Source organism: Acidovorax sp. NB1 (assembly GCF_005405905.1).
In the GTDB taxonomy this organism is placed as follows: domain Bacteria; phylum Pseudomonadota; class Gammaproteobacteria; order Burkholderiales; family Burkholderiaceae_C; genus Acidovorax.
Genome location: NZ_BJHU01000035.1, coordinates 56592 through 79134 on the forward strand (window position 1 = coordinate 56592; position 22543 = coordinate 79134).

General features: G+C 62.9%; 19 protein-coding genes. 7 read left to right on the top strand and 12 right to left on the bottom strand.

The genetic code is table 11. From position 1 onward, the window contains the following. The first annotated feature begins 40 nt into the window (after positions 1-40). The 4 genes from rho to AvAM_RS17685 all read left to right on the top strand — a co-directional run bounded on the left by rho (position 41) and on the right by AvAM_RS17685 (position 4825). The gene (rho, locus tag AvAM_RS17670; RefSeq protein ID WP_137748287.1) at positions 41-1303 is read left to right on the top strand and encodes a transcription termination factor Rho; all 1263 of its coding nucleotides are present in this window, start codon (positions 41-43) and stop codon (positions 1301-1303) included. 92 nt (positions 1304-1395) lie between these two features. Next, positions 1396-1650, top strand: a complete 255-nt coding sequence (locus tag AvAM_RS17675) for a type B 50S ribosomal protein L31 (RefSeq protein WP_056163725.1) — start codon at positions 1396-1398, stop codon at positions 1648-1650. A gap of 107 nt (positions 1651-1757) precedes the next feature. Next, positions 1758-3458, top strand: coding sequence for a glycosyltransferase family 39 protein (locus tag AvAM_RS17680; RefSeq protein WP_137748288.1), 1701 nt, complete (start codon positions 1758-1760; stop codon positions 3456-3458). After that, positions 3458-4825, top strand: coding sequence for an MATE family efflux transporter (locus AvAM_RS17685; RefSeq protein WP_137748289.1), 1368 nt, complete (start codon positions 3458-3460; stop codon positions 4823-4825). The genes AvAM_RS17680 and AvAM_RS17685 overlap by 1 nt, the downstream gene beginning before the upstream one ends. Here the strand turns inward: AvAM_RS17685 and phoR are convergent. The 7 genes from phoR to pstS all read right to left on the bottom strand — a co-directional run bounded on the left by phoR (position 4779) and on the right by pstS (position 11502). Continuing rightward, entirely contained in the window at positions 4779-6122 is a 1344-nt protein-coding gene (phoR, locus tag AvAM_RS17690) for a phosphate regulon sensor histidine kinase PhoR (RefSeq protein WP_137748290.1), read from the bottom strand. The two genes, AvAM_RS17685 and phoR, sit on opposite strands and share 47 nt — an antisense overlap. An 87-nt stretch (positions 6123-6209) precedes the next feature. Continuing rightward, positions 6210-6917 carry a phosphate regulon transcriptional regulator PhoB gene (gene phoB, locus AvAM_RS17695; RefSeq protein WP_137748291.1) on the bottom strand — a complete coding sequence of 236 codons (708 nt, stop codon included), beginning with the start codon at positions 6915-6917 and terminating at the stop codon, positions 6210-6212. 20 nt (positions 6918-6937) lie between these two features. Then, the gene (phoU, locus tag AvAM_RS17700) at positions 6938-7639 is read right to left on the bottom strand and encodes a phosphate signaling complex protein PhoU (RefSeq protein WP_055398209.1); all 702 of its coding nucleotides are present in this window, start codon (positions 7637-7639) and stop codon (positions 6938-6940) included. Between the two features lie 12 nt (positions 7640-7651). After that, positions 7652-8434: a phosphate ABC transporter ATP-binding protein PstB gene (gene pstB / locus AvAM_RS17705; protein ID WP_137748292.1), complete on the bottom strand. Its 783-nt coding sequence runs from the start codon at positions 8432-8434 to the stop codon at positions 7652-7654. Positions 8435-8491: 57 nt separating this feature from the next. Further along, positions 8492-9346 (bottom strand): phosphate ABC transporter permease PstA, encoded by an 855-nt coding sequence (pstA, locus tag AvAM_RS17710; protein ID WP_137748293.1) that lies wholly within the window; start codon positions 9344-9346, stop codon positions 8492-8494. Between the two features lie 34 nt (positions 9347-9380). Beyond that, complete coding sequence (gene pstC / locus AvAM_RS17715; protein WP_375708162.1) at positions 9381-10370, bottom strand: phosphate ABC transporter permease subunit PstC; 990 nt, start codon at positions 10368-10370, stop codon at positions 9381-9383. 109 nt (positions 10371-10479) lie between these two features. Next, a complete protein-coding gene (gene pstS, locus AvAM_RS17720; RefSeq protein ID WP_137748295.1) occupies positions 10480-11502 on the bottom strand; it encodes a phosphate ABC transporter substrate-binding protein PstS in 1023 nt (340 codons plus the stop codon). A gap of 265 nt (positions 11503-11767) precedes the next feature. Here pstS and AvAM_RS17725 point away from each other — a divergent pair, with 265 nt between their 5' ends. Together AvAM_RS17725 and AvAM_RS17730 are read left to right on the top strand one after the other, a co-directional pair. After that, entirely contained in the window at positions 11768-13246 is a 1479-nt protein-coding gene (locus AvAM_RS17725; protein ID WP_137748296.1) for a Ppx/GppA phosphatase family protein, read from the top strand. A 51-nt stretch (positions 13247-13297) separates the two neighbouring features. After that, the gene (locus AvAM_RS17730; protein ID WP_137748297.1) at positions 13298-13795 is read left to right on the top strand and encodes a hypothetical protein; all 498 of its coding nucleotides are present in this window, start codon (positions 13298-13300) and stop codon (positions 13793-13795) included. Between the two features lie 81 nt (positions 13796-13876). Here the strand turns inward: AvAM_RS17730 and sixA are convergent, their stop codons facing one another. The 5 genes from sixA to AvAM_RS17755 all read right to left on the bottom strand — a co-directional run bounded on the left by sixA (position 13877) and on the right by AvAM_RS17755 (position 19366). Beyond that, the gene (gene sixA, locus AvAM_RS17735; protein ID WP_137748298.1) at positions 13877-14341 is read right to left on the bottom strand and encodes a phosphohistidine phosphatase SixA; all 465 of its coding nucleotides are present in this window, start codon (positions 14339-14341) and stop codon (positions 13877-13879) included. Beyond that, complete coding sequence (gene ppk1 / locus AvAM_RS17740) at positions 14338-16398, bottom strand: polyphosphate kinase 1 (protein WP_137748299.1); 2061 nt, start codon at positions 16396-16398, stop codon at positions 14338-14340. Before ppk1 ends, sixA begins: the two co-directional genes overlap by 4 nt. Positions 16399-16572: 174 nt before the next feature. Beyond that, a complete protein-coding gene (locus AvAM_RS17745; RefSeq protein ID WP_137748300.1) occupies positions 16573-17664 on the bottom strand; it encodes a glycosyltransferase family 1 protein in 1092 nt (363 codons plus the stop codon). Next, positions 17661-18530 (bottom strand): UDP-2,3-diacylglucosamine diphosphatase, encoded by an 870-nt coding sequence (locus tag AvAM_RS17750; RefSeq protein ID WP_137748301.1) that lies wholly within the window; start codon positions 18528-18530, stop codon positions 17661-17663. Before AvAM_RS17750 ends, AvAM_RS17745 begins: the two co-directional genes overlap by 4 nt. After that, positions 18530-19366, bottom strand: a complete 837-nt coding sequence (locus tag AvAM_RS17755) for a GNAT family N-acetyltransferase (protein ID WP_137748302.1) — start codon at positions 19364-19366, stop codon at positions 18530-18532. The genes AvAM_RS17750 and AvAM_RS17755 overlap by 1 nt, the downstream gene beginning before the upstream one ends. A gap of 199 nt (positions 19367-19565) precedes the next feature. Here AvAM_RS17755 and AvAM_RS17760 point away from each other — a divergent pair, with 199 nt between their 5' ends. Further along, a complete protein-coding gene (locus tag AvAM_RS17760; protein ID WP_137748303.1) occupies positions 19566-22517 on the top strand; it encodes an EAL domain-containing protein in 2952 nt (983 codons plus the stop codon). Positions 22518-22543 lie beyond the last annotated feature (26 nt).

The following is a 22543-nucleotide window of genomic DNA, read 5'->3' on the forward strand; positions in this document are numbered from 1 at the left end:
TCCCCCAAGATTCTTACCAGCTCCGCCAAGGAGTCATTCCATGCACTTAAACGAACTCAAGGCACTGCACGTGTCTGAAGTCCTGAAGCAGGCCGAAGAACTCGAAATCGAAAATACGGGCCGGATGCGCAAACAGGAATTGATGTTTGCCATCATCAAGAAGCGCGCCAAGGCGGGCGAACAGGTGTTTGCGGATGGCGTGCTGGAAATCCTGCCTGACGGCTTCGGCTTTCTGCGCAGCCCCGACACGAGCTTCACCGCCAGCACCGACGACATCTACATCAGCCCCAGCCAGGTGCGCCGCTTCAACCTGCACACCGGCGACATGATCGAAGGCGAAGTGCGCACGCCCAAGGACGGCGAACGCTACTTTGCCCTCACCAAACTGGACTCGGTCAACGGCGGTCCACCGGAGCAGAACAAGCACAAGGTGATGTTCGAAAACCTGACGCCACTGTTCCCCAAGGAACAGATGCGCCTGGAACGCGACCTCAAAGGTGACGAGAACATCACCGGCCGCATCATCGACATCATCGCCCCCATTGGCCGCGGCCAGCGCGCGCTGATCGTCGCACCGCCCAAGAGCGGCAAGACGGTGATGATGCAGCACATCGCCCACGCCATCACGGCCAACAACCCTGATGTGCACCTGATGGTGCTGCTGGTGGACGAGCGCCCTGAAGAAGTGACCGAAATGCAGCGCACGGTGAAGGGCGACATCATCGCCTCCACCTTCGACGAGCCTGCCGCCCGCCACGTGCATGTGGCCGAAATGGTGATCGAACGCGCCAAGCGCCTGGTCGAACTGAAAAAGGACGTGGTGATCCTGCTGGACTCCATCACCCGCCTGGCCCGCGCCTACAACAACGTCGTGCCCTCCAGCGGCAAGGTGCTGTCCGGCGGCGTGGATGCCGCTGCACTGCAGCGCCCCAAGCGCTTCTTTGGCGCTGCGCGCAAAGTTGAGGAAGGTGGCTCGCTCACCATCATCGCCACGGCGCTGGTCGATACCGGCAGCCGCATGGACGAAGTGATCTTTGAAGAATTCAAGGGCACAGGCAACTGTGAAATCCACCTGAACCGCCGCCTGTACGAAAAGCGCGTGTTCCCCGCCATCGAGCTCAACAAGAGCGGCACGCGCCGCGAAGAGCTGCTCCTGGCGCCCGAGATCCTGCAGAAGACCCGCATCCTGCGCCAGTTCATGTACAACATGGACGAGATCGAGTCCATGGAGCTGATGATCAAGAACATGAAGGCCACCAAGACCAATGTGGACTTCTTTGACATGATGAGGCGCGGGGGCTGATTCTCAGCCTGTGCCATAATAGAGAGCTTTTTCTTGCGGAAAGTACATCGGACTGGCCGGTGCGGCTCCCGCAGTTGACTCAAAGGAAGATCATGAAAGAAGGCATTCACCCCAACTACCGCGAAGTTCTGTTCTCGGACCTGTCCAACGGCTTCAAGTTCGTGACCCGTTCGTGCGTGAACACCAAGGAAACCGAAACCTTCGAAGGCAAGGAATACCCGCTGTTCAAGCTGGACACCTCCTCTGAATCGCACCCCTTCTACACCGGCACGCAAAAGTCCGTGGACAACATGGGTGGCCGCGTGGAGCGCTTCCGCAACCGTTTCGGCAAGACCGCAGCGAAGTAATTCGCCCCTGCGTTCTCGCAAAAAAGGCAGCCCGGGCAACCGTGCTGCCTTTTTCTTTGTTTTTGCCTTTATTCTCGGTGGCTCTTCGCCCTGCTGCCCACTGACGCGTGACCCCACCCACCCCCGCCATCGTTACCCAGAATGCCGTGAGCCCGCTTCCGCGCTGGGCACTGCTGTTGTTGTGCATTGCCTATGTGGTGCCGGGCTTTGTCGGGCGTGACCCCTGGAAGAATGCCGATGTCACGGCCTTTGGCTACATGCTGGAGCTGGCCCAGGGCCGCACTCCGTGGCTGAGACCCTTGCTGGGTGGCATGCCGCCCGAGACAGAAGGCTTGCTGCCCTACTGGCTGGGTGCCTGGGCCATGCAGATTGCGCCCTCCTGGTTGTCAGCCGAAATGGCTGTGCGCATTCCGTTTGCAGGGCTGCTGGCCCTCACGCTCGTTGCCACCTGGTACGGCGTGTACTACCTGGCCCGCAGCCCCGGCGCACAGCCGGTGGCGTTTGCGTTTGGTGGCGAAGCACCTCCACTCGACTATGCCCGCGCTATCGCCGATGGTGCCTTGCTGGCCTTGATTGCGTGCCTGGGACTGGCCCAGTTGTCGCACGAGACCACCAGTTATCTGGTGCAGCTCAGCTGCACGGCGCTGCTCTTCTTTGCCGTGGCCGCAATGCCCCACCGCACTGTTGCGCCAGCCGTGGCCTTGGTGGCGGGCCTGCTCGGGCTGACGCTGGCAGGGGCCCCCGCCCTGGCTGCGATGCTGGGCGTGGGCAGCATGGTGCTGGTGGTGCTGGCCCCCGGCAGCAGCGCCGACCGCCGCTGGCATTGGGCACTGGGTCTGCTGGCAGTCACGCTGCTGGCCGCATGGGCTGCCTGGACGCTGGATCTGTGGCGCTGGCGCATTGTGGGCGGCAACACAGGTGGCAAGGAATGGCAGAGCCTGGTGCGGCTGCTCATCTGGTTTGGCTGGCCCGCCTGGCCTTTGGCACTGTGGACTTTGTGGCGCTGGCGTAAGCAGATCGTGAGCCGCCGGGGCCACCGGCACCTGCTGCTGCCGCTGTGGTTCTCGGTGGTGTCCGTTGCCGCCACCCTCACCACCCAGCCCGCCGACCGAGCTTTGCTGCTGGGTCTGCCCGCCATGGCCGCGCTGGCCGCATTTGCATTGCCGACCCTGCGCCGCAGCGTGGGGGCACTGATCGACTGGTTCACGCTGCTGTTCTTCACGGTGTCCGCGCTGGCGATCTGGGTGATCTGGATTGCCATGCAGACCGGCGTTCCCGCCAAGCCCGCCGCCAACGTGGCCAAGCTGGCGCCGGGGTTCGTGCCGCAGTTTTCGGCGCTGGCGCTGGTGGTGGCCCTGGCCGCCACAGTGGGCTGGTGTGGCCTGGTCTGGTGGCGCGCCTCCCGCAACCGCGCCCCCATCTGGAAGAGCCTGGTACTGCCCGCTGGCGGCGCAGCCCTGGGCTGGGTGCTGCTGATGACGCTGTGGCTGCCGCTGCTGGACTATGCACGCAGCTACACCCCGCAGGTGCGCAGCGTGTTGGCAGCCATGGGACCCGAGCCCGGGTGCATCCAGACGGTGGGGCTGAGCCGCGCCCAGGTGGCCGCGCTGCAATACCACGGCCAGCTCTCGCTGCAGCGGGCCGGTTTGCAGGACGAGTGCCAGTGGCTGCTGGCAGACATTGCCTCGTGGCCCGCGTCCGAACGCATGGTCAACGCCGCCCTGTGGGAGCCCAAGGCCACCCTGCCCCGCCCCACCGACAAGAACGATCACCTTCTGCTGATGCGCCGCAAGGGTCCGGCGCGCTGATGTCCGAGCGATCCACCATCACCCGGCACGCGCTCACGGTGCTGGCGGGTCAACTGGCTGTCATGGCGTTTGGCGTGACGGACACCATCGTGGCTGGCCGATACAGCGAATCGTCGCTCGCCGCGCTGTCCGTGGGCTCAGCCATTTTCATCAGCGTCTATGTGGCACTGATTGGTGTGTTGCAGGCGCTGCTGCCCGTGTGGGCGGAGCAGCGCGGTGCGCGCGAAACCGAGGGGGTGGGCCGCTCGCTGCGCCAGGCCCTGTACCTGTGCGGTGCGGCCTCGCTGGCGGGCATGGCCATCCTGCTCTCCCCCGGGCCCATCCTGCGCTGGACCGATGTGCCCGCCGCCCTGCAGCACGACGTGGAAAACTACCTGGCCGTGCTGGCACTGGCGCTGCCCCCGGCCCTGCTGTTCCGCATCTACAGCACGCTGAACCAGGCCCTGGGCCGGCCCCAGCTGGTCACCTGGCTGCAGGTGGGCTCGCTGTTCATCAAGCTGCCGCTGTCGGTGTGGTTCACGTTTGGTGGTGTGGGCCTGCCCGCGCAGGGCGTGGTGGGCTGCGCCTGGGCCACGCTGGTCGTCAACTGCAGCATGCTGGCTGTGGCCATCTGGCTGCTGCGCACCCAGGACCTCTACGAACCCCTGGGCCTGTGGCGGTGCATGGAGCCACCCCACTGGCCCACCATCGCGGGCTTTGCGCGGTTGGGTATTCCGGCGGGTCTGGCCGTGATGGTCGAGGTGACCTCGTTCACGCTGATGGCACTGTTCATCGCGCGCCAGGGCACCACGGCATCTGCAGCCCATCAGATTGCTGCCAATCTGGCGGCCGTGCTCTACATGGTGCCGCTGTCGCTGGCCATTGCCACCAGTGCACGGGTCAGCTACTGGCTGGGTGCAGGCAACCCCGCGCAGGCCCGCAAGGTTGTTTTTATAGGTTTTATGCTCTCCGCGCCTGCTGGTATTGTCTTTGCAGCTATTTTATTGATAGCAAAAGATCATATTGGCAGCGTGTACTCTGCCAACGCCAGCGTGGTGGCCATGACCGGGAGCGTGCTGGTGTGGGTGGCCGCCTACCACGCAGCCGATGCACTGCAGACGTTGTGCGTGTTTGTGCTGCGCTGCTACCGCATCACCCTGGCTCCCCTGGCCGTGTACTGCACCTTGCTCTGGGGTGCTGGCCTGGGTGGGGGCTACTGGCTGGCCTACGCGGGCAGCGGGCCCTGGGCCCAGAGCCCGTCACCCACCCCGTTCTGGGCCGCCAGTGCCATCGCCCTGGCGGCCACAGCCGCGCTGTTTGTGGCCATGCTCTGGCGGGCCATCAGCCCTGCAGGGCAAAACCGCGCAGCCGGTTCGCCGGGAAGGTGACCGAAAACACCGAGCCCTTGCCCAGGGTGCTGGAGATGTCCAGCGTGGCGCCGTGGCGCTGCAGCACATGCTTGACGATGGCCAGGCCCAGGCCCGTGCCGCCTGTCTCGCGCGACCGGCTGCGGTCCACGCGGTAGAACCGCTCCGTCAGGCGCGGAATGTGTTCGGGGGCAATGCCGGGGCCGGTGTCCTGTACTGAAAAAACAGCACCGCCATCTTCCTTGCGCTCCCACACGACCGCAATGGAGCCACCTGCAGGCGTGTAGCGCACGGCATTGTTGACCAGGTTGGACAAGGCGCTTTGCAGCTCGGCAGGCACCCCTGCGATGTCCCCCTCGCTGCGCAAAACCTCGGCCGACGGGAAGCGGATCTCGTGCGTGCGCGGCTGGTTCTGCGTGAGCAGTGCCGACAAGGCGCGGCCCTCCTCCTCGCAGCGCTGCATCAGCGACTGCACGGGAGTCCATTCGGCCATGCCGGGCAGCGGGCTGCCCTCCAGGCGCGACAGCGTGAGCAAGTCCTGCACCACGCTTTGCATGCGCTGGGCCTGCTGCGCCATCATGCCCAGGTAGCGGGCGCGTTCGTCGGCACTCAGCGGCAGGGTCTGCAGGGTTTCGACAAACCCCGTCAGCACGGTGAGCGGTGTGCGGATCTCGTGCGACACATTGGCCACAAAGTCGCGGCGCATGGCATCGGCCTGTTCCAGCGCCGTGACATCGCGCGAAAGCAGCAAGGTGCGCCCATCGCCATAGGGGTGCAGGTGCACCGAGATGCGCACCGGCCGTGACGGCGTGCTCAAGCGCCCTTCCAGCACCACGTCGCTGGAGAAATCCTTGGCGGCAAAGTAGGCCGTGAACTCGGGGTTGCGCAGCAGGTTGCCAATGGACTGCATCACATCGCGCTGGGCATCAAAACCAAACTGGCTCGCCGCCATCTGGTTACACCACTCTATGCGGCCCTGCGCATCGAGCAGCACCACGCCATTGGGAGATGCCTGCAGCGCCGCCAGAATCTCTTGCAGCCGGTCCTGGCTGTCACGGACCAGCGCCTCCTGCTTGCGCAGCAGGCGCCGGGCACGGTCTGCCGCCTCGCCCCAGATGCCACGCATCGCGGGCACATCGGCCAGATCGCCGGTGCGCAACCAGCGCAGCACGCGCACGCCGCGCAGCAGGTCCCAGACAAACCAGGCCCAGCCCGCCAGCGCTGCCCCCAAGGCAGCACCCCAGGGGCCTGCCTCCCACCAGCCCAGTCCTCCGCCTGCAATTTGCCAGACCAGGAAATACGTTATTCGCCACAGCATGCGCTCAGCAAAGCCTTCTCAAAAAGCCAGGGGCGCAACGCGTGCGCCCCATTCAATACCCAAACACCGGGCTGGTAAGCCCTGCCCTCAAGCCTGGAGTTGCACCTGCGGCTGCGCCGTGAGCCGGTAGCCCGCACCGCGCACGGTTTCCACCATCACAGAGGCCGCCCCCAGCGCCTCGCGCAGGCGCTTGACATGCACGTCCACCGTGCGCTCCTCGATGAAGACATGGTCACCCCACACCTTGTCGAGCAGCTGCGAGCGGCTGTGCACGCGCTCGGCATGCTTCATCAAAAAGTGCAGCAGCTTGAATTCGGTCGGGCCCACCTTGAGGGGCTGTGCCTGGAACGACACACGGTAGGTCGCGGCATCCAGCACCAGCTCGCCAATGGTCACGCTGTCGCTCACCTGCTCGGGTGCGCGGCGGCGCAACACGGCCCGGATACGGGCCAGCAGCTCTTGCGTGGAAAACGGCTTGGTGATGTAGTCGTCAGCGCCCGCATCCAGGCCCGCCACCTTGTCCGGCTCGTCGCCCCGGGCGGTGAGCATGAGGATGGGGATGGGTTTGGTGCGGCTGTCCGCACGCCATTTGCGGGCCAGCGACAGGCCGCTCTGGCCAGGCAGCATCCAGTCGAGCAGGATGACATCCGGCAGCACGGCGTCCAGCTCACGCTGGGCGGAGTCGCCGTCTTCCGCCCAGAAAGGCTGGAAACCGTTGTGGCGCAGATTGACGGCAATCAGCTCGGCAATCGCGGGTTCGTCCTCCACGATGAGGACGCGTGGGAGCTTTCTCATAGGTGTGCCAAAGCCCTTTCTTACAGCACGGCCGACTCGATCTCGTCGAGGGCAGTGTGGCGCACATCCTTGCCCTTGACCAGATAGATGATCAGCTCGGCCACGTTCTTGGAATGGTCTCCGATGCGCTCGATCGCCTTGGCCAGGAACAAGAGGTCCAGGCTGGGCGAGATGGTGCGGGGGTCTTCCATCATGTAGGTGATTAGCTTGCGCACGAAGCCGTCGAACTCCTTGTCGATGAGGTCGTCTTCCTTGAGGATTGCGACGGCGGCCTTCACGTCCAGGCGCGCAAACGCGTCCAGCGTCTTGCGCAGCAGGCCCGATGCCAGCTCGGCCGCGGTGCGCAGGTCGCTAGACGGCAGCGAGCGCGGTGCGCCGCTCTCGATGATGGAGCGCACCATGCGGGCCATCTTGTTGGCCTCGTCGCCCATGCGCTCCAGGTTGGCCGTGGCCTTGGAGAAGGCCAGCAGCAGGCGCAGGTCGCGCGCGGTAGGCTGGCGGCGGGCAATGATGGAAGACAGCTCCTGGTCGATCTCGACCTCCATCGCATTGATGCGGGTCTCCATCGAGGCGACTGTCTCCACCGCCTCCAGGCTGAACTGGGACAGGGCGTAGACCGCCTGGCGGATCTGCGACTCCACGAGGCCGCCCATCTCCATGACGCGGGCGGAGACGCTGTTGAGTTCGCTGTCGAACTGCGAGGAAAGATGTTTATCGGGCATCTCGTTGTCTCCTTAGCCGAAACGGCCGGTGATGTAGTCTTCGGTTTCCTTGCGCTCGGGCTTGAAGAAGATCTGCTCGGTGGCACCGAACTCGATCATCTCCCCGAGGTACATGTAGGCGGTGTAGTCGCTGCAGCGTGCAGCCTGCTGCATGTTGTGGGTCACGATGGCAATGGTGTAGTCGTGCTTGAGCTCGTCGATCAGCTCTTCGATCTTGGCGGTAGACAATGGGTCCAGCGCCGAGGTGGGCTCGTCGAGCAGCAGCACCGAAGGCTTCACGGCCACGCTGCGGGCAATGCACAGGCGCTGCTGCTGGCCGCCGGACAGCGACAGGCCGCTCTGGTGCAGCTTGTCCTTCACCTCGGTCCAGAGCGCGGCCTTGGACAACGCCCATTCCACGCGGTCGTCCATTTCGCTCTTGCTCAGCGACTCGTAGAGCTTCACACCGAAGGCGATGTTGTCGTAGATGGACATGGGGAATGGCGTGGGCTTCTGGAACACCATGCCGATGCGGGCGCGCAGCAGGTTGATGTCCTGCTTGGCGTCCAGGATGTCCTGGCCATAGAAGTTGATGGAGCCCTCGGCACGCTGGCCGGGGTAGAGGCTGTACATGCGGTTGAGCGTGCGCAGCAGCGTGGACTTGCCGCAGCCAGAAGGGCCGATGAAGGCCGTGACCTTGTGCTCGGCGATGTCGAGGCTCACGTTGCGCAGGCCTTGGAACTTGCCGTAGAAAAAACTCAGGTTGCGCAGTTCCAGCGCGTTCTTGCTGGCAGTGGCGGTAGCAGTGGCGTTCATTGTCAAATCCTGAAAATGGAGACTGTCTGGTTGTGTCTGCGTACGTTGGCGGCCCGGTCAGGCACGGCTCTTTTCGCGCAGGAAGACCCGCGCCACGACGTTGAGAATCAGCACCGAGAGTGTGATGAGCAGTGCGCCGCCCCAGGCGAGACGCACCCAGTTTTCATAGGGGCTCAGCGCAAACTGGAAGATCACCACGGGCAGGTTGGCCATGGGCGCATTCATGTTGGTGCTGAAGAACTGGTTGTTGAGCGCCGTGAACAGCAAGGGCGCGGTCTCGCCGCTGATGCGGGCCACAGCCAGCAGCAGACCGGTCATCACGCCGCTGCGGGCCGCGCGCAGGGTGACCATGGTGGACACCTTCCAGCGCGGCGCGCCCAGGGCAAAGGCCGCTTCGCGCAGGCTGCCGGGCACCAGGCGCAGCATGTTCTCGGTGGTGCGCACGACCACGGGCACGGCGATCAGCGACAGCGCCAAGCTGCCGGCCCAGCCGGAGAAGTTGCCCACCGTGGCCACGGCGATCGCATAGACGAACAGCCCCAGCACGATGGACGGCGCCGACAGCATGATGTCGGTCACGAAGCGGGTCAGCTCTGCGGTCTTGCTCTGGCCGCTGTATTCGGCCAGGTACACACCCGCCAGCACGCCGATGGGTGTGGACACCAGCACGGTGAAACCCACCATCATCAGGCTGCCCACGATGGCGTTGGCCAGGCCACCGCCCTCGGAGCCGGGGGCCGGCGTGGACTGGGTGAACATGTTCCAGTCCAGTGCGGCGAAGCCGTTGGACAGCAGCACGCTCAGGATCCAGAGCAGCACAAACAGACCCAGCACCATGGCGCCCAGCGACAGGGTCAGACCGATGGCGTTGGAGCGCTGGCGCTTCTTGTAGAGTTGTTGATTGAATTCCATGGAGCTTGTCTCGTTGGAGGGTTTCATGGCGGGCTCAGAGGCCCTTGGCCTTCTCGGCGCGCAGCAGCATGATCTTGGCCGCCGACAGCACCACGAAGGTGATCACGAAGAGCAGGAAGCCCAGGGCGAACAGCGTGGACAAATGGAAGTCGGCAGCCTCGCCGAATTCGTTGGCCAGCGTGGAGGCGATGGACGTGCCTGGCGAGAACAGCGAGGTGGGCATGCGGTTGGCATTGCCGATCACGAACGTCACCGCCATGGTCTCGCCCAAAGCGCGCCCCAGGCCCAGCATGACGCCACCGATCACGCCCTTTTGTGTGTAGGGCAGCACCACGCGGCGCACCACTTCCCACGTCGTGCAGCCCAGCCCATAGGCCGACTCACGCAGGATGGGCGGCACGATCTCGAACACATCGCGCATCACGGCGGCCACAAAAGGCAACACCATGAAGGCCAGCACGATGCCCGCCGCCAGGATGCCAAAGCCGTTGGTGCTGCCACCGAACAGGAAGCCCACCAGCGGCATGGAGCCCAGCAGCTTTTGCACCGGCATCTGGAAGTAGTCTGCAAACAGCGGCGCGAAAACGAACAGGCCGAACATGCCGTAGATGATGGACGGCACCGCCGCCAGCAGCTCCACAGCGGTGCCGAGCGGGCGCCGCAGCCACACGGGGCAGGTTTCGGTCAGGAACAGCGCGATACCGAAGGCAAGCGGCACGGCGATCAGCAGCGCGATGCCTGCGCTGGCCAGGGTGCCCACGATGGCGATGGCTGCACCGAATTCTTCGTTGACGATGTCCCACTCCACGCGCCAGATGAACTGGGCGCCAAACTTGTGAAAAGCGGGCCAGGCGTAGATGAAAAGCGAGACGATGATGCCGAGCAACGCGGCCAGCACCAACAGGGACAGACTCTGGGTCAGCCGATGGAAAAATATGTCCTGAAGTCGCTGCCGCTTGGCAATCGACACCATCGACTTAGTGGGGGCGCCCGTCACTTTGACAGACGCGGGTTGTGAACTCATGGTGGTTCCCACGCTCATGTTGACTCCCATCTGGCTTCTGGAGGCCCCACAAACCAGCGCCCATCGGCCAGCCAGGCCGACCGATGGGCGCTATTTTGGAGCAGACTGCTTACTTCTTGATTTGCGACCACGCCTTGGAACGGATCTCAGCGGTCAGGCTGTCGGGCAGGGGCACATAGTCCAGTTCTGCGGCCATGCCCTTGCCGTTCTTGAATGCCCAGTCAAAGAACTTCAGAACTTCAGCCGATTGCGCCTTGTCGGCAGGGTCCTTGTACATGAGGATGAAAGAGGCGGTGCTGACCGGCCAGCTGTTGGCACCCTTGGCGTTCACCATCGAGATACCCATGCCAGGCACGCTGAACCAGTCGGCGCTGGCAGCAGCGGCGGCAAACGTGGCGTCATCAGGGCTCACATACTTGCCATCGGCGTTCTGCAGTTGCAGGAACGTCATGTTGTTCTTCTTGACGTAGGCGTATTCAACATAACCAACAGCGCCCTTTACGCGGGTCACGTTGGCGGCCACGCCTTCGTTGCCCTTGCCACCCACCGAAGAGGCTGCGGGCCACTTCACGGCCGCGCCCTTGCCCACTGAATCCGCCCATTCTTTACTGACAGCGGACAGGTAGTCGGTCCAGTTGAAGGTGGTGCCGGAACCATCTGCGCGGTGGACCACGGTGATGTTCTGGTCAGGCAGGGTCTTGCCGGGGTTCAGCGCGGAGAGCTTGGCATCATTCCACTTGGAAATCTTGCCGAGGAAGATTTCTGCCAGCACCGGGCCCGTTACACGCAGTTCGCCGGGCTTGAAACCGTCCAGGTTGATCACAGGCACCGTGCCACCAATGATGGCGGGAAACTGAACCATACCGTCCTTGTCCAAGTCAGCGCCGGACACTGGAGCGTCCGTGGCACCAAAAACAACGGTCTTGGCACGGATCTGGCGGATGCCGCCGGAAGATCCGATGGACTGATAGTTGAGCCCCGTGCCCGTTTCCTTCTTGTAAGCTTCTGCCCACTTGGCGTACATGGGGAACGGAAAGGTTGCGCCCGCACCGGTGATATCCGCTGCGAAGGCACTGCCGACGGCCAACGAGGCCAAGGCTACAGCAACGGTTTTGAGAAATGCGCGTTTCATTATTCAGTACCTTTTGGCTAGGGTTAACAGGAACAGGCTGAACTCTAGGCGCGCAAGATGACAATTCAGTGACACAAATACCCTTCCTGCGCTCACTGCCATACATGTGAACGCATGCCCCCAAAAGAAGTCACCCATTCGTCACAAACAGGGAACATACTTCTGAGGTTTTACGAGCCCCTCCTCCGACTGGCAGAGGGGTTGCAGCCCCAGCACCTCTGAAAGCTCGCGGTACGATGCCGCACGACGCTTTCACCAGAATCACATGCAGAACGGCACACGCCTCGCCGCGGTAGACCTCGGCTCCAACAGCTTTCGCCTGGAAATCGGGCGCTACGAGTTCGGTCACGTACAACGGGTGGAATACCTCAAGGAGACCGTGCGCCAGGGCAACGGGCTGGACGAAGATCGAAACCTGACACGGGACGCCATGGAGCGCGGCTGGGCCTGTCTGGCACGGTTTGGCGAACGGTTGGCAGGTTTCCCACGCGCCCAGGTTCGGGCAGTGGCCACCCAAACCCTGCGAGAAGCCCGCAACCGCGAAGAATTTCTGTCACGCGGCAGCGAAGTGCTGGGCTACCCCATCGACGTGGTGTCCGGCCCCGAAGAAGCCCGCCTGATCTACCAGGGCGTGGCTCGGCTTCTGCCGCAATCAGATGAAAGGCGGCTGGTCGTTGATATCGGGGGGCGCTCCACCGAGTTCATCCTGGGTCAGCAATTCACCCCACACGCGGTCGCGTCGTTTCGCGTCGGCAGCGTGGCGTGGTCACAGCGCTACTTTGCCCGCGGCGAATTCACCGCCCAGGCCTTCCTGGCAGCAGAAATTGCGGCCAAAGCGGTGCTGGACGAGGCGCTGACGACCTTCCGCCCCGATGCATGGGAGGTCGCCTATGGCTCTTCGGGCACAGCAGGCGCAGTGGGGGATGTCCTTGCAGCCGCAGGCGGCCCAGAAGGCCTCATCACGCGCGATGGCCTGAGCTGGCTCCATGACCGCATTCTGCGTGCACAAAATGCAGACCGCTTGCGCCTGGAAGGGCTCAAAGAAGAGCGACGCGCGGTCATTGGCGGCGGAATCAGTGTGTTGCGCGCCATTTTTGATTTGCTGGAAATCAACGAAATGCAGGTGGCGCAAGGCGCCCTGCGCCAAGGCGCGCTCTACGACCTGCTGGACCGCGAGCAGCCCCAAACCGATCTTCGCACCACCACCGTAAACGGGCTCATGCAGCGCTTTGGCGTAGACATGGAGCATGCGGAACGGGTGGCACGCACAGCCTGCACGCTGTTTGACCAAGCAGCCCCCCTGGACAGCGAGCGGGCATCGCGCAAACTGGACTGGGCGGCCCGACTGCACGAGATAGGCTGCCTCATTTCGCACAGCGACTCTCACCGCCACGGCGCCTACATCCTTGACAACACCGATGCCGCTGGCTTTGCCGTGCCTGAACTGCACCGGCTCGGCGTGCTGGTGCAAGGGCAACGGGGCAAGGTCCGCAAGCTGGGCGTTGAGCTGGACGACTCTACTTTTGTGCTTCAACTACTGAGCTTGCGGCTTGCCGTAGCCCTGTGCCACGCGCGCCGCGACCCAGACACAGCAGGACTGGCATTGCATCGCGATGGACAACGCTTTCACGTCCGTACGCGGTCCGGCTGGGCCACCGCCTACCCGCAGTCAGCACATCTGCTGCGCGAGGAAACACAAGCCTGGCAGAAAACGCCGTGGGAGCTGGCCCTTGACCTGCCATGAACATCAGCAATAAACTATATAAACTGTTTATACCGTTTAATTTTTATTGCCATGACCAACGCTTCCGCCGCGCCCAGCACCCCCGCCTCCCCGACGGCATCCACACCGACACCGGCCGCACCGGCAGCAAAAGCTGCCAAACCCGCAGCAACCACGGCATCCAAGCCTGCAAAAAAGATCGCAGCAAAGAAGCCAGCTGCAGCCAAAAAGCCTGCTACGCCCAAGACTGCAGCGCCAGCAGCCCCCAAGCCGGCCAAGGACGTCAAAGTCAAGAAACCCAAACTGGTGCGCGACAGCTTCACCATCCCCAAGGATGAGTACGCAGTAATCGAAACGCTCAAGCAGCGCGCAGCCACCTTGGCCCAGCCGGTCAAGAAAAGCGAGTTGCTGCGCGCAGGCCTCAAGGTACTGGCGGGCCTGTCTGACAGCGCACTGCGCAGTGCTTTGCAGGCCGTGCCCTCCATCAAGACTGGGCGTCCCAAAGCAGAGGCCGTAGTGGCTCCCACTGCGGCACCGGCAGCAAAGGCCGGCTCGAAATCACGCAAATAAGGCAAAGCCGCTAGCGGAACCGGGCGATGGAGGGCGAAGGCATGCCACCCCGCCTGCGCTCAGTTTTCCGCACCAATTGCACTACAGGAACTCCGGCGACTGCACGGTCAGCAGCACAGTCTGGCTTTGGTCCAACCTCTGGCGCTGGCGCAGCCACCACACAGCGCCCTTGCGAACGGCACATTCCGTCGCCTGAAGCTCCAGCAACTGAGCAATGGTCTGGCCCAGCACAGGCTGGTGCCCAACGATCAGCACGGCACCCTTGGAGCGGGGCCACTGGGCCAGCTCCAACAGATCCTCAACGTTCCCGCCCGGAAGCAGTTCTGCCCGCATCTTGAACTTGCGCCCCAGGGCATTGGCCGTCTGCTCGGTTCGCCGCGCCGGGCTGGCCAACACGCGCAAGCCTTCGGGCAACTGGCGGTCCAGCCATGCGGCCATGCGAGCGGCCTGCTTTTCCCCCCGTGAAGTCAGCGCCCGCGCCAGATCATCGCTGCCGTCCGCAGCCTCTTCAGCTTCCGCATGACGCCACAGGATCAGGTCCATCATGCCGTCCTTTGCTCGATCCGGGAAATGGCCGCAGCGGGCCCATAGCGCACCATCAAGGCATCCTGCGCACCCAATCCAACACCCGGTCGAGGCGCACGGTCGTAGGCGCCCCGCGCGTTCAATGTCCAGGCATCCCTGTCATCGTGCAGGTAGGCCACCAGGCATTCATCCACGATCTGCTGGCGCAGGCCAGGGTCCGTCACGGGCCAGGCCAGCTCAACGCGACGCATCATGTTTCGGTTCATCCAGTCGGCACTGGAGAGGTACAAGTCCTCCTCCCCATCCGCCCGAAAGTAGAAAACGCGTGTGTGCTCCAGAAAACGGCCGATCACCGAGCGAACACGGATGTTGTCCGTGACGCCCGGCACCTGCGCCGCCAGCATGCAGGCTCCGCGTACGATGAGGTCAATGCGCGCACCGCGCTGCCCCGCCAGAATGAGAGCGCGAATCAGCGTCTCATCGGTGAGGGCATTCATCTTGGCAACGATCCGCGCATCCTCGCCACGGCCCGCCGCCAGCCCAACCTGCTCAATCTTCTCGACCATGCGGCGGTGCAGGTGGAAGGGCGCCAGCATGAGCTTGCGCAGTTTGGGCGGGCGGTTCTGGCTGGCCAGGTGGTTGAACACGCCATCCATGTCCGCCGTGGTTTCCTCATCGGCGGTCAGGTAGCTCAGATCGGTATACAGACGGGCTGTGCGCACGTTGTAGTTGCCTGTGGAGAGATGCCCGTAGCGCCGCAACTGTCGCCCTTCCCTGCGCGTGACCAGCAGCATCTTGGCGTGCGTCTTGAGACCCACCACGCCATACACCACCTGCGCGCCAATCGACTCCAGCGCCTCAGCCCAGTTGATGTTGGCCTCTTCATCAAAACGCGCCTTGAGTTCCACAACCGCCATCACCTCTTTACCCCGACGCACGGCCTCGGACAGCAGGTCCATCAGCTCGGAGTCAGCGCCAGTGCGGTAGATGGTCTGCTTGATAACCAACACCTGAGGATCGTTCACAGCTTCGCGCAAGAAGGCCAGCAGGCCATCGAAACTCTCAAAGGGCTGATGAATCAGCACATCCCGCTGGCGCAACTGGTCCATGATGGACGCACCCGGCTGCAACTGGCGGGGCCACGATGAACTCCAAGCCGGGAACAACAATGCAGGGTCGTTGACCAGGTCCACCAGCTGCGTCAGCCGTACCAGATTCACCGGGCCGTGCACACGGTACAAGGCCGCAGCCGGAAGGCCAAACTGCTCCAGAAGGAAGTCAGACAGGAACTTCGAGCAACCAGCCGACACCTCCAACCGTACCGCTTGACCGTAGTGGCGGTGCTGCAGTCCTTGACGCAGGGCGGTGCGCAGGTTGCGCACGTCTTCCTCATCCAGTGCCAGATCAGAGTGGCGCGTGACGCGAAATTGCGAGAACTCAGTCACCTCACGGCCCGGAAAGAGGTCCTCAAGGTGCGCGCGGATGATGCTCGACAGACTGACGAAAAGCGCCTCCTTGGGTGCTACCTTGGCTGGCATGCGGATCAAACGTGGCAGCGCGCGAGGCACTTTAACGATAGCGATTTCATTCTCACGGCCAAAAGCGTCCCGCCCTTTAAGACGAACGATAAAGTTCAATGACTTGTTGGCAACCTGCGGGAACGGGTGCGCCGGATCCAGCCCCACAGGAATCAGCAAGGGACGGACTTCGCGCACAAAGTAGTCGTGCACCCAGCGCTTTTGCTCAGACGACCGATCACCATGGCCAACGATGCGGATGCCATGCTGGGCAAATGCGGGCACCAGGTCGTCGTTGTACAGGCTGTACTGGCGCTCCACCAGATCGTGGACCTTGGCAGACAGCGCCTCAAATGAGCCCACGGTATAGAGCCCCTTGGTCTCACCTTTCTTGGCCGCCGTGATGTGGGGCGCTGCGCGCACTTCGAAGAACTCGTCCAGGTTGGACGAAACGATACACAGATAACGCAGACGCTCCAGCAGGGGAACGTCCGTGCGTACCGCCCAATCGAAGACCCGTTCGTTGAAAGCCAAAATGCTGTGATCGCGGTCCAGAAACACGGATGGAGACGCACCGTGACCGACCGCCTCCGGGACATGCCCCGAATCAGGAAATGATGCCGGGGACGTGTCAACCACAGAGTCTGAACGCTCGCGCTGCACAGACACAGCGGCATTGGGAAGCAAAGGCAACATGGATACGCAGACGCGGCAAATACAGGATGCCCCCAGTATTTAACGACCAGATGTCAATGATGTGACAGACTTTGTGACAACCGAAGAACCCGTCACACCCGCACGGCGGACTGGCACAAGGTATTGCTGAAACAGTTGTGCCGCATGGGTCCAGGTGAAATCCAGCGCGCGGCTGCGCGCCTCGGAGCGCGGGATCGCCAGTGCCTGCTGACTGGCTGTCAGCAAGTTGTCGTCCAGCACACCACCACGGGCAACGCCACGCTGGTGAGCGCCAAGCACCTCCATGGGGCCGTCCACAGGAAAAGCCGCTACCGGGGTCCCGCAAGCCATCGCCTCCAGCATCACCAGTCCAAACGTTTCCGAACAACTGGGGAATACAAAAACATCAGCAGCCGCGTACACCTGCGCAAGAGCTGCGCGGTCCAGAATGCCGAGCCAACGTACCTGCGGATATTTCGCCTTGAGCCGGGCTTCCAGCGGCCCGACACCGCACACCACCTTGGTGCCGGGCATGTCCAATTGCAGGAACGCCTCGATGTTCTTTTCGTAAGAAATCCGACCGACATACAAAGATACGGGGTGAGCCAAAGCACCCGTCAGCGGGCTTGGGCAAGCCACACCATGGAAAGGAAAAGCTTGTGTGTCCACACCGTGGGTCCACTGGCGCAGGTTGCGAAAACCTCGCTGCTCCAGCATCTGCAGAACCCCATGCGTAGGCACCATCACCCCAGACGACGGCCGGTGGAAATGCTTGAACAACGCGTAACCCCACGACAAGGGGACACGCAGGGCCGCGTGGAGGATTTCTGGAAACTTAGTGTGAAAGGCTGTCGTGAAGGCCAACCTGCGCTGCAGGCAATAGCGCCGCCCCGCCCAGCCCAAAGGCCCCTCGGTGGCCAGATGAATGGCATCGGGCTGCAGGGCATCCAGCATCTTGGCCACCAATCGGCCTGGACGCACAGCCAGATCAATGCCGGCATAGCCCGGGCAGGGTCGGGTGGCGAAGTGTCCTGGATGCACCACTGTCACCTCGTGCCCCATGCCCTCCAGCTCCCGCACCAGCTCCAGCAACGTAGTGACCACCCCATTGACCTGAGGCAACCAGGCGTCTGTCAGCAAGGCGATCTTCATGCGGGCACTCCGGCTTTGACGGGGGAAGCCTGGGGTACAGGCACAGCAGGCCACTGCAGAAGCTCCAGACGGCCGTCCAGATGCTCTACCAGCGCTGTGTGGCTTTCCACCCAATCGCCGTCATTGCAATAAAGCGTGCCGCCAATTTCGCGCATCTCGGCCCGATGAATATGGCCGCACACCACCCCATCGTGGCCACGGCGGCGCGCTTCAGTAGCCACAGCTACCTCGAAATCGGTCACATAGTTGAGGGCCTTCTTCACTTTGCCTTTGAGGTAAGCCGACAACGACCAGTAAGGCAAGCCCATGCGAGCGCGCAGGGTGTTGAGGTGGCGATTGAGCTTAAGCGTGAACTCGTACAGGTTGTCCCCCAGGTATGCGAGCCACTTGGCGCACTCGATGACACCATCAAAGTGATCTCCGTGTGTCACCCAGAGGCTGCGGCCATCGGCCGTGGTGTGCACTGCATCCGCCACGACTTCGATCCCTCCAAACGAGTGGCCCACAAAGGCCCGCGCAAATTCGTCATGGTTGCCAGGTACGAACACCACCCGGCATCCCTTGCGCGCGCGGCGCAACAGCTTTTGCACCACATCGTTGTGGGCCTGCGGCCAGAACCATTTGCGCCGCAACTGCCAGCCATCCACGATGTCCCCGACAAGATAAAGATGATCGCTGGGGTGGTGCTTGAGAAAATCCAGCAAGGCAATGGCCTGGCAACCGGGTGTACCCAGGTGCAGATCAGAGATAAAGACCGCCCGGTACCGGCGCGGCCCGCCTGCGTGCATGTGGGCGTCGGGCTCGGCGTCATCAGGCCCCAGGGGCTCGTGCAGCCAGGGGCCCAATGCGTCGAACGCGGCACGCATCAAGCCCCCAGGAAGTGCTTGCGATAGCGGGGATGCAGGTCTGCCAGGCGCATCAGCATGGGGAGGTCTGCTGTGTTGAAATCAGGGTCCCAAGCCGGGGCTCCCAATACCCGCGCGCCCAAACGGAGATAGCCTTTGATCAAGGCAGGAGGCTCCACGGCGATAGAGCCATCCAGATGCTCCACGGGGAGGGGCAAGCGCGGCAACACGTGGTATTCAATGGCAGCAAGATGGGTCTTGCGCACTTGCTGCCAGATGCTGGCCGCAGCGTCACCGCTGACCACCCCGTTGTGGAGCATGGGAATGCTGGCGCAGCCGATCATGGTATCGAGCAGGTTGCGCACCATAAAGTCCGCCAGTGCACTCCACAGCGCCATGATCACACCGCCATGGCGGTGTTCGGGATGCACGCAGCTACGGCCCAGTTCCACCATGCGGGGGCGCAAAGTGCGCAGCCTCGTCAGATCGAATTCCGTATCACTGTAGGTACCACCCACCCGTTTGGCCTGCGCAGGCGTAAGCACCCGATAAGTCCCAATGACTTGCTGGCTCTGGGCATCGCGCACCAGCAGGTGCTCGCAGTAGTCGTCAAACAGGTCCACATCGTGGCCGACAATGGGGGTCGTCAATCGAGCGCCCATTTCAGCAGCGAAAACGTCGAACCGGAGACGCTGTGCCTCACGAACCTCATCCTGATGTCGTGCCCACGCCACCTGAATGGCGCCACGTTCCTGGGCTGGTTTTTCTGCGCCAGGCACAACAACCTGCCGATGTGAAGCGCCTGCGCCAACAGCATCAACAGCGGGGGACAAGGTCAGGCGGGACAAATCATTCATGGTGCAGCGTCTCTTTCTTTGAGGACGGGACCGACTGAAAGCGCCGGCCGCTCAGGGAATCCGTTTCCCTGGCCGGGAGTGTGGAATTGGTGCGTGACGCCAACGTGTCTGTGACATGTCATCGCCATGACAAACGAGCTCTTTGGAACCAGCTCCACGCGGCCTTTGGGCCTGCATAATTGGTTCAGGAAACCGCACTGTGTCCGCACTGCCCCCGCCCCCTTCCCGTCGCTCCCTGACTGCTTTTGTGGCCGTTTTTGCACTGGCGGCAGTCTGTGCGGGAACCTTGATCTGGACCATCGAGCGCCAGGAACAGGCCCAACAACGCACCCAGGCGGCAGACATTGCGGGGGATCATGTTCAGGCACTGCAAAGGGCCATAGAACTGGCGCTTTCGGCCAACAACGCACTCGTAGCGCTGGTGCGGCAAGGGCAAGGCAATGTCACCCAGTTTGAAGAGGTGGGCACGCAAATGCTGCCGTTCTATCCCGGCATCGCCGCCATGGGCCTCTCTCCCGATGGGGTTGTGCGGCAGGTCGTCCCCCGGCAAGGTAACGAAAACCTCATAGGGTTTGACCAACTCAAAGACCCCCGGCAAAGCGCCGAGTCGATCCGGGCCCGAGACACTGGCTTGCTCACGCTGGCCGGTCCGATCGAACTTGTGCAGGGGGGACTCGGGGTGGTGGGTCGCCAGCCGGTGTACCTGGACGATGACCAGGGGCGCCGCCGCTTCTGGGGATTCACTTACGTCACGATCCGTCTGCCCGATGTGTTGGCCGCTACCCGGCTGCTCCAGCTCACAGAACGCGGCTATCACTATCGCTTGTGGCGTGTACGGCCTGACACGGGAGAGGAGCAGATCATCACGGCCTCAGCGCCGCCGCCGGGAAGCGATGCAGAGGGCCGCTCGTTGACTCTCCCCAACGGGCAATGGACGCTGAGCCTTGCGCCTGCCAATGGCTGGGGTTCACCAGCTGTACTGGCACTGCGTTGCGCACTAGGTCTCCTGTTTGCGCTGCTCATGGCATACCTGGCACGCCTGCTTGTGGTGCTGAAAGCGCACGAACGCGGGCTGGCCTTCCAGGTAGCCCAGCGCACCTCCGAAATCCAGGCCACCCAGCAGCACCTGCAGGCCACCATCGACGCCATTCCCGATCCCTTGTTCGAGCTTGACCTGGATGGCCGCTATTGCAGCGTGCACAGCCAGCGTGCTGAGCTGCTGGCAGCCCCTGCTGAGCAGTTGATAGGGCGCAGCGTGACTGAGGTTTTGCCCGCATTGGCGGCGCTGTCGGTGATGGACATATTGAAGGAAGCCCAGACCCAGGGCTGGTCCACCGGACGGCAAATTGTGCTGGACCTGCAGGGTCTCGGCATCACTTGGTTCGAACTCTCGGCCGCCCGCAAACCGGGCTCGCCGGGCGCCACGCCCCACTTCATACTGCTGTCGCGGGACATCACTGAACGCAAACGGTCTCAGGAACAGCTGCAGTTGACGGCCCAAGTGTTCGACCAGAGCAGTGAAGCCATCGTGATTGCGGACGCATCCCACACCATCGTGCGCATCAACCGTGCCTTCACACGGATCACGGGTTACTCAGAATCCGAGGCCGTAGGCCAGTCCGTGCGCCTGCTCACTTCGGCCCAATCTGCCCAGGACTTCAACGCCGATGCCGTCTATGCCCGCCTCACCCAGGCGGGGCACTGGGAAGGCGAAGCATGGGGCCGCCGCAAGGACGGCTCCACCTATCCGCAATGGCTGTCCGTGAGCGGCGTACGCGATGGCAACGGCTGCATGACACATTCGATCACGCTGTTTCGAGACATCACCGTACAGCGCGAGGCGCAAGACCGCATCCAGCGCCTCGCACATTTCGACCCCTTGACCGACCTGCCCAACCGGGCCCTGTTGGCCGAACGGGCCCGGCGCCACATTGCCGACCTGCAAGCCCAGGGGGGCACGCTGGCAATGCTGTTCCTGGATCTGGATCACTTCAAGAATGTGAATGATTCGTTGGGCCATCGCGTAGGCGACATCCTGCTTGTGGCCGTAGCCCGCCGCCTGCAGTCATTGCTAGGCCCCCAGGACACCGTCTCACGCCTGGGGGGCGATGAGTTTCTGCTGTTGCTGCCCTCGGCCTCTGCAGCCCACGCGGCCGAAGTAGCCACCCGGTTGCTAACGGCGGTAGCACAACCTTTTCAGATTGACCCCTACGAACTCACCACCACCTTGTCCGTGGGCATCGCCATGTATCCGGCCGATGGCGATTCGTTTGACACGCTTTACCAGCGTGCGGATGCCGCCATGTACCGCGCCAAACAAAGTGGGCGCAACCGGTACGGTTTCTTCACTGCCGATTTGGAGGCAAGAACGGCCCGCGCGCTGCAGATCGAAAATGCGCTGCGCCGCGCCCTGGAGCGCAACCAGTTCGAACTGCACTACCAGCCCCAGGTGTCACTCACCACGCGCCAGGTGGTCGGCGCCGAAGCGTTGCTGCGCTGGCGCCACCCAGAACTGGGCATGGTGTCACCAGCAGAATTCATTCCTGTAGCCGAGAGCAGCGGCATGATCGTGGCCATTGGCGAGTGGGTGCTTCACACAGCCGTGCACGATGCCAAACGTTGGCTGGACATGCAATTGCCGTTACGGGCGCTCTCGGTCAATTTATCAGCGGTGCAGTTCCGCCACCCACAACTGCCAGAAATGGTGACACGCTGCCTGCAACAGGCCGGGTTGCCCGCACGCCGACTTGAGCTGGAACTGACGGAAGGCGCTGCGGTGGACGACCCTGCCGCCGCCCTGGCCATGATGGACCAGCTGCACGACCGCGGCGTGCGCCTGTCGATGGACGACTTTGGCACTGGCTATTCCTCCCTGAGCTATCTCAAACGCTTCCAGATCTACAAACTGAAGATCGACCAGTCATTTGTGCGTGACCTTGATGACGATGCCAATGACCGTGCCATCGTCAGCGCCATCATCCGCATGGCTCAGGCACTTGGCATGCAGACCACGGCCGAGGGCGTGGAGACCGATGGCCAACTCGAATTCCTGCGGGCCCAAGGCTGCGACGAAGGCCAGGGCTATCTCTTCAGCCGCCCTCTGCCCGCAGACGAGTTCGAAGCCTACCTGCGCCAGCATCTGGGCGGCTGACTACACCGGTCAGCGCACCCTTGCCC

Bases quoted from the DNA above. Each gene is read 5' to 3' on its own strand.
- sixA (WP_137748298.1), bottom strand. From the start codon at position 14,341: ATGATGGACCTGATCCTGTGGCGTCATGCGGAAGCTGAAGAGGCTGCG.
- AvAM_RS17755 (WP_137748302.1), bottom strand. From the start codon at position 19,366: ATGAATGATTTGTCCCGCCTGACCTTGTCCCCCGCTGTTGATGCTGTT.
- AvAM_RS17685 (WP_137748289.1), top strand. From the start codon at position 3,458: ATGTCCGAGCGATCCACCATCACCCGGCACGCGCTCACGGTGCTGGCG.
- AvAM_RS17675 (WP_056163725.1), top strand. From the start codon at position 1,396: ATGAAAGAAGGCATTCACCCCAACTACCGCGAAGTTCTGTTCTCGGAC.
- AvAM_RS17725 (WP_137748296.1), top strand. From the start codon at position 11,768: ATGCAGAACGGCACACGCCTCGCCGCGGTAGACCTCGGCTCCAACAGC.
- pstA (WP_137748293.1), bottom strand. From the start codon at position 9,346: ATGGAATTCAATCAACAACTCTACAAGAAGCGCCAGCGCTCCAACGCC.
- pstS (WP_137748295.1), bottom strand. From the start codon at position 11,502: ATGAAACGCGCATTTCTCAAAACCGTTGCTGTAGCCTTGGCCTCGTTG.
- pstC (WP_375708162.1), bottom strand. From the start codon at position 10,370: ATGAGTTCACAACCCGCGTCTGTCAAAGTGACGGGCGCCCCCACTAAG.
- AvAM_RS17745 (WP_137748300.1), bottom strand. From the start codon at position 17,664: ATGAAGATCGCCTTGCTGACAGACGCCTGGTTGCCTCAGGTCAATGGG.
- AvAM_RS17730 (WP_137748297.1), top strand. From the start codon at position 13,298: ATGACCAACGCTTCCGCCGCGCCCAGCACCCCCGCCTCCCCGACGGCA.
- phoR (WP_137748290.1), bottom strand. From the start codon at position 6,122: ATGCTGTGGCGAATAACGTATTTCCTGGTCTGGCAAATTGCAGGCGGA.
- AvAM_RS17750 (WP_137748301.1), bottom strand. From the start codon at position 18,530: ATGCGTGCCGCGTTCGACGCATTGGGCCCCTGGCTGCACGAGCCCCTG.
- pstB (WP_137748292.1), bottom strand. From the start codon at position 8,434: ATGAACGCCACTGCTACCGCCACTGCCAGCAAGAACGCGCTGGAACTG.
- phoU (WP_055398209.1), bottom strand. From the start codon at position 7,639: ATGCCCGATAAACATCTTTCCTCGCAGTTCGACAGCGAACTCAACAGC.
- phoB (WP_137748291.1), bottom strand. From the start codon at position 6,917: ATGAGAAAGCTCCCACGCGTCCTCATCGTGGAGGACGAACCCGCGATT.
- rho (WP_137748287.1), top strand. From the start codon at position 41: ATGCACTTAAACGAACTCAAGGCACTGCACGTGTCTGAAGTCCTGAAG.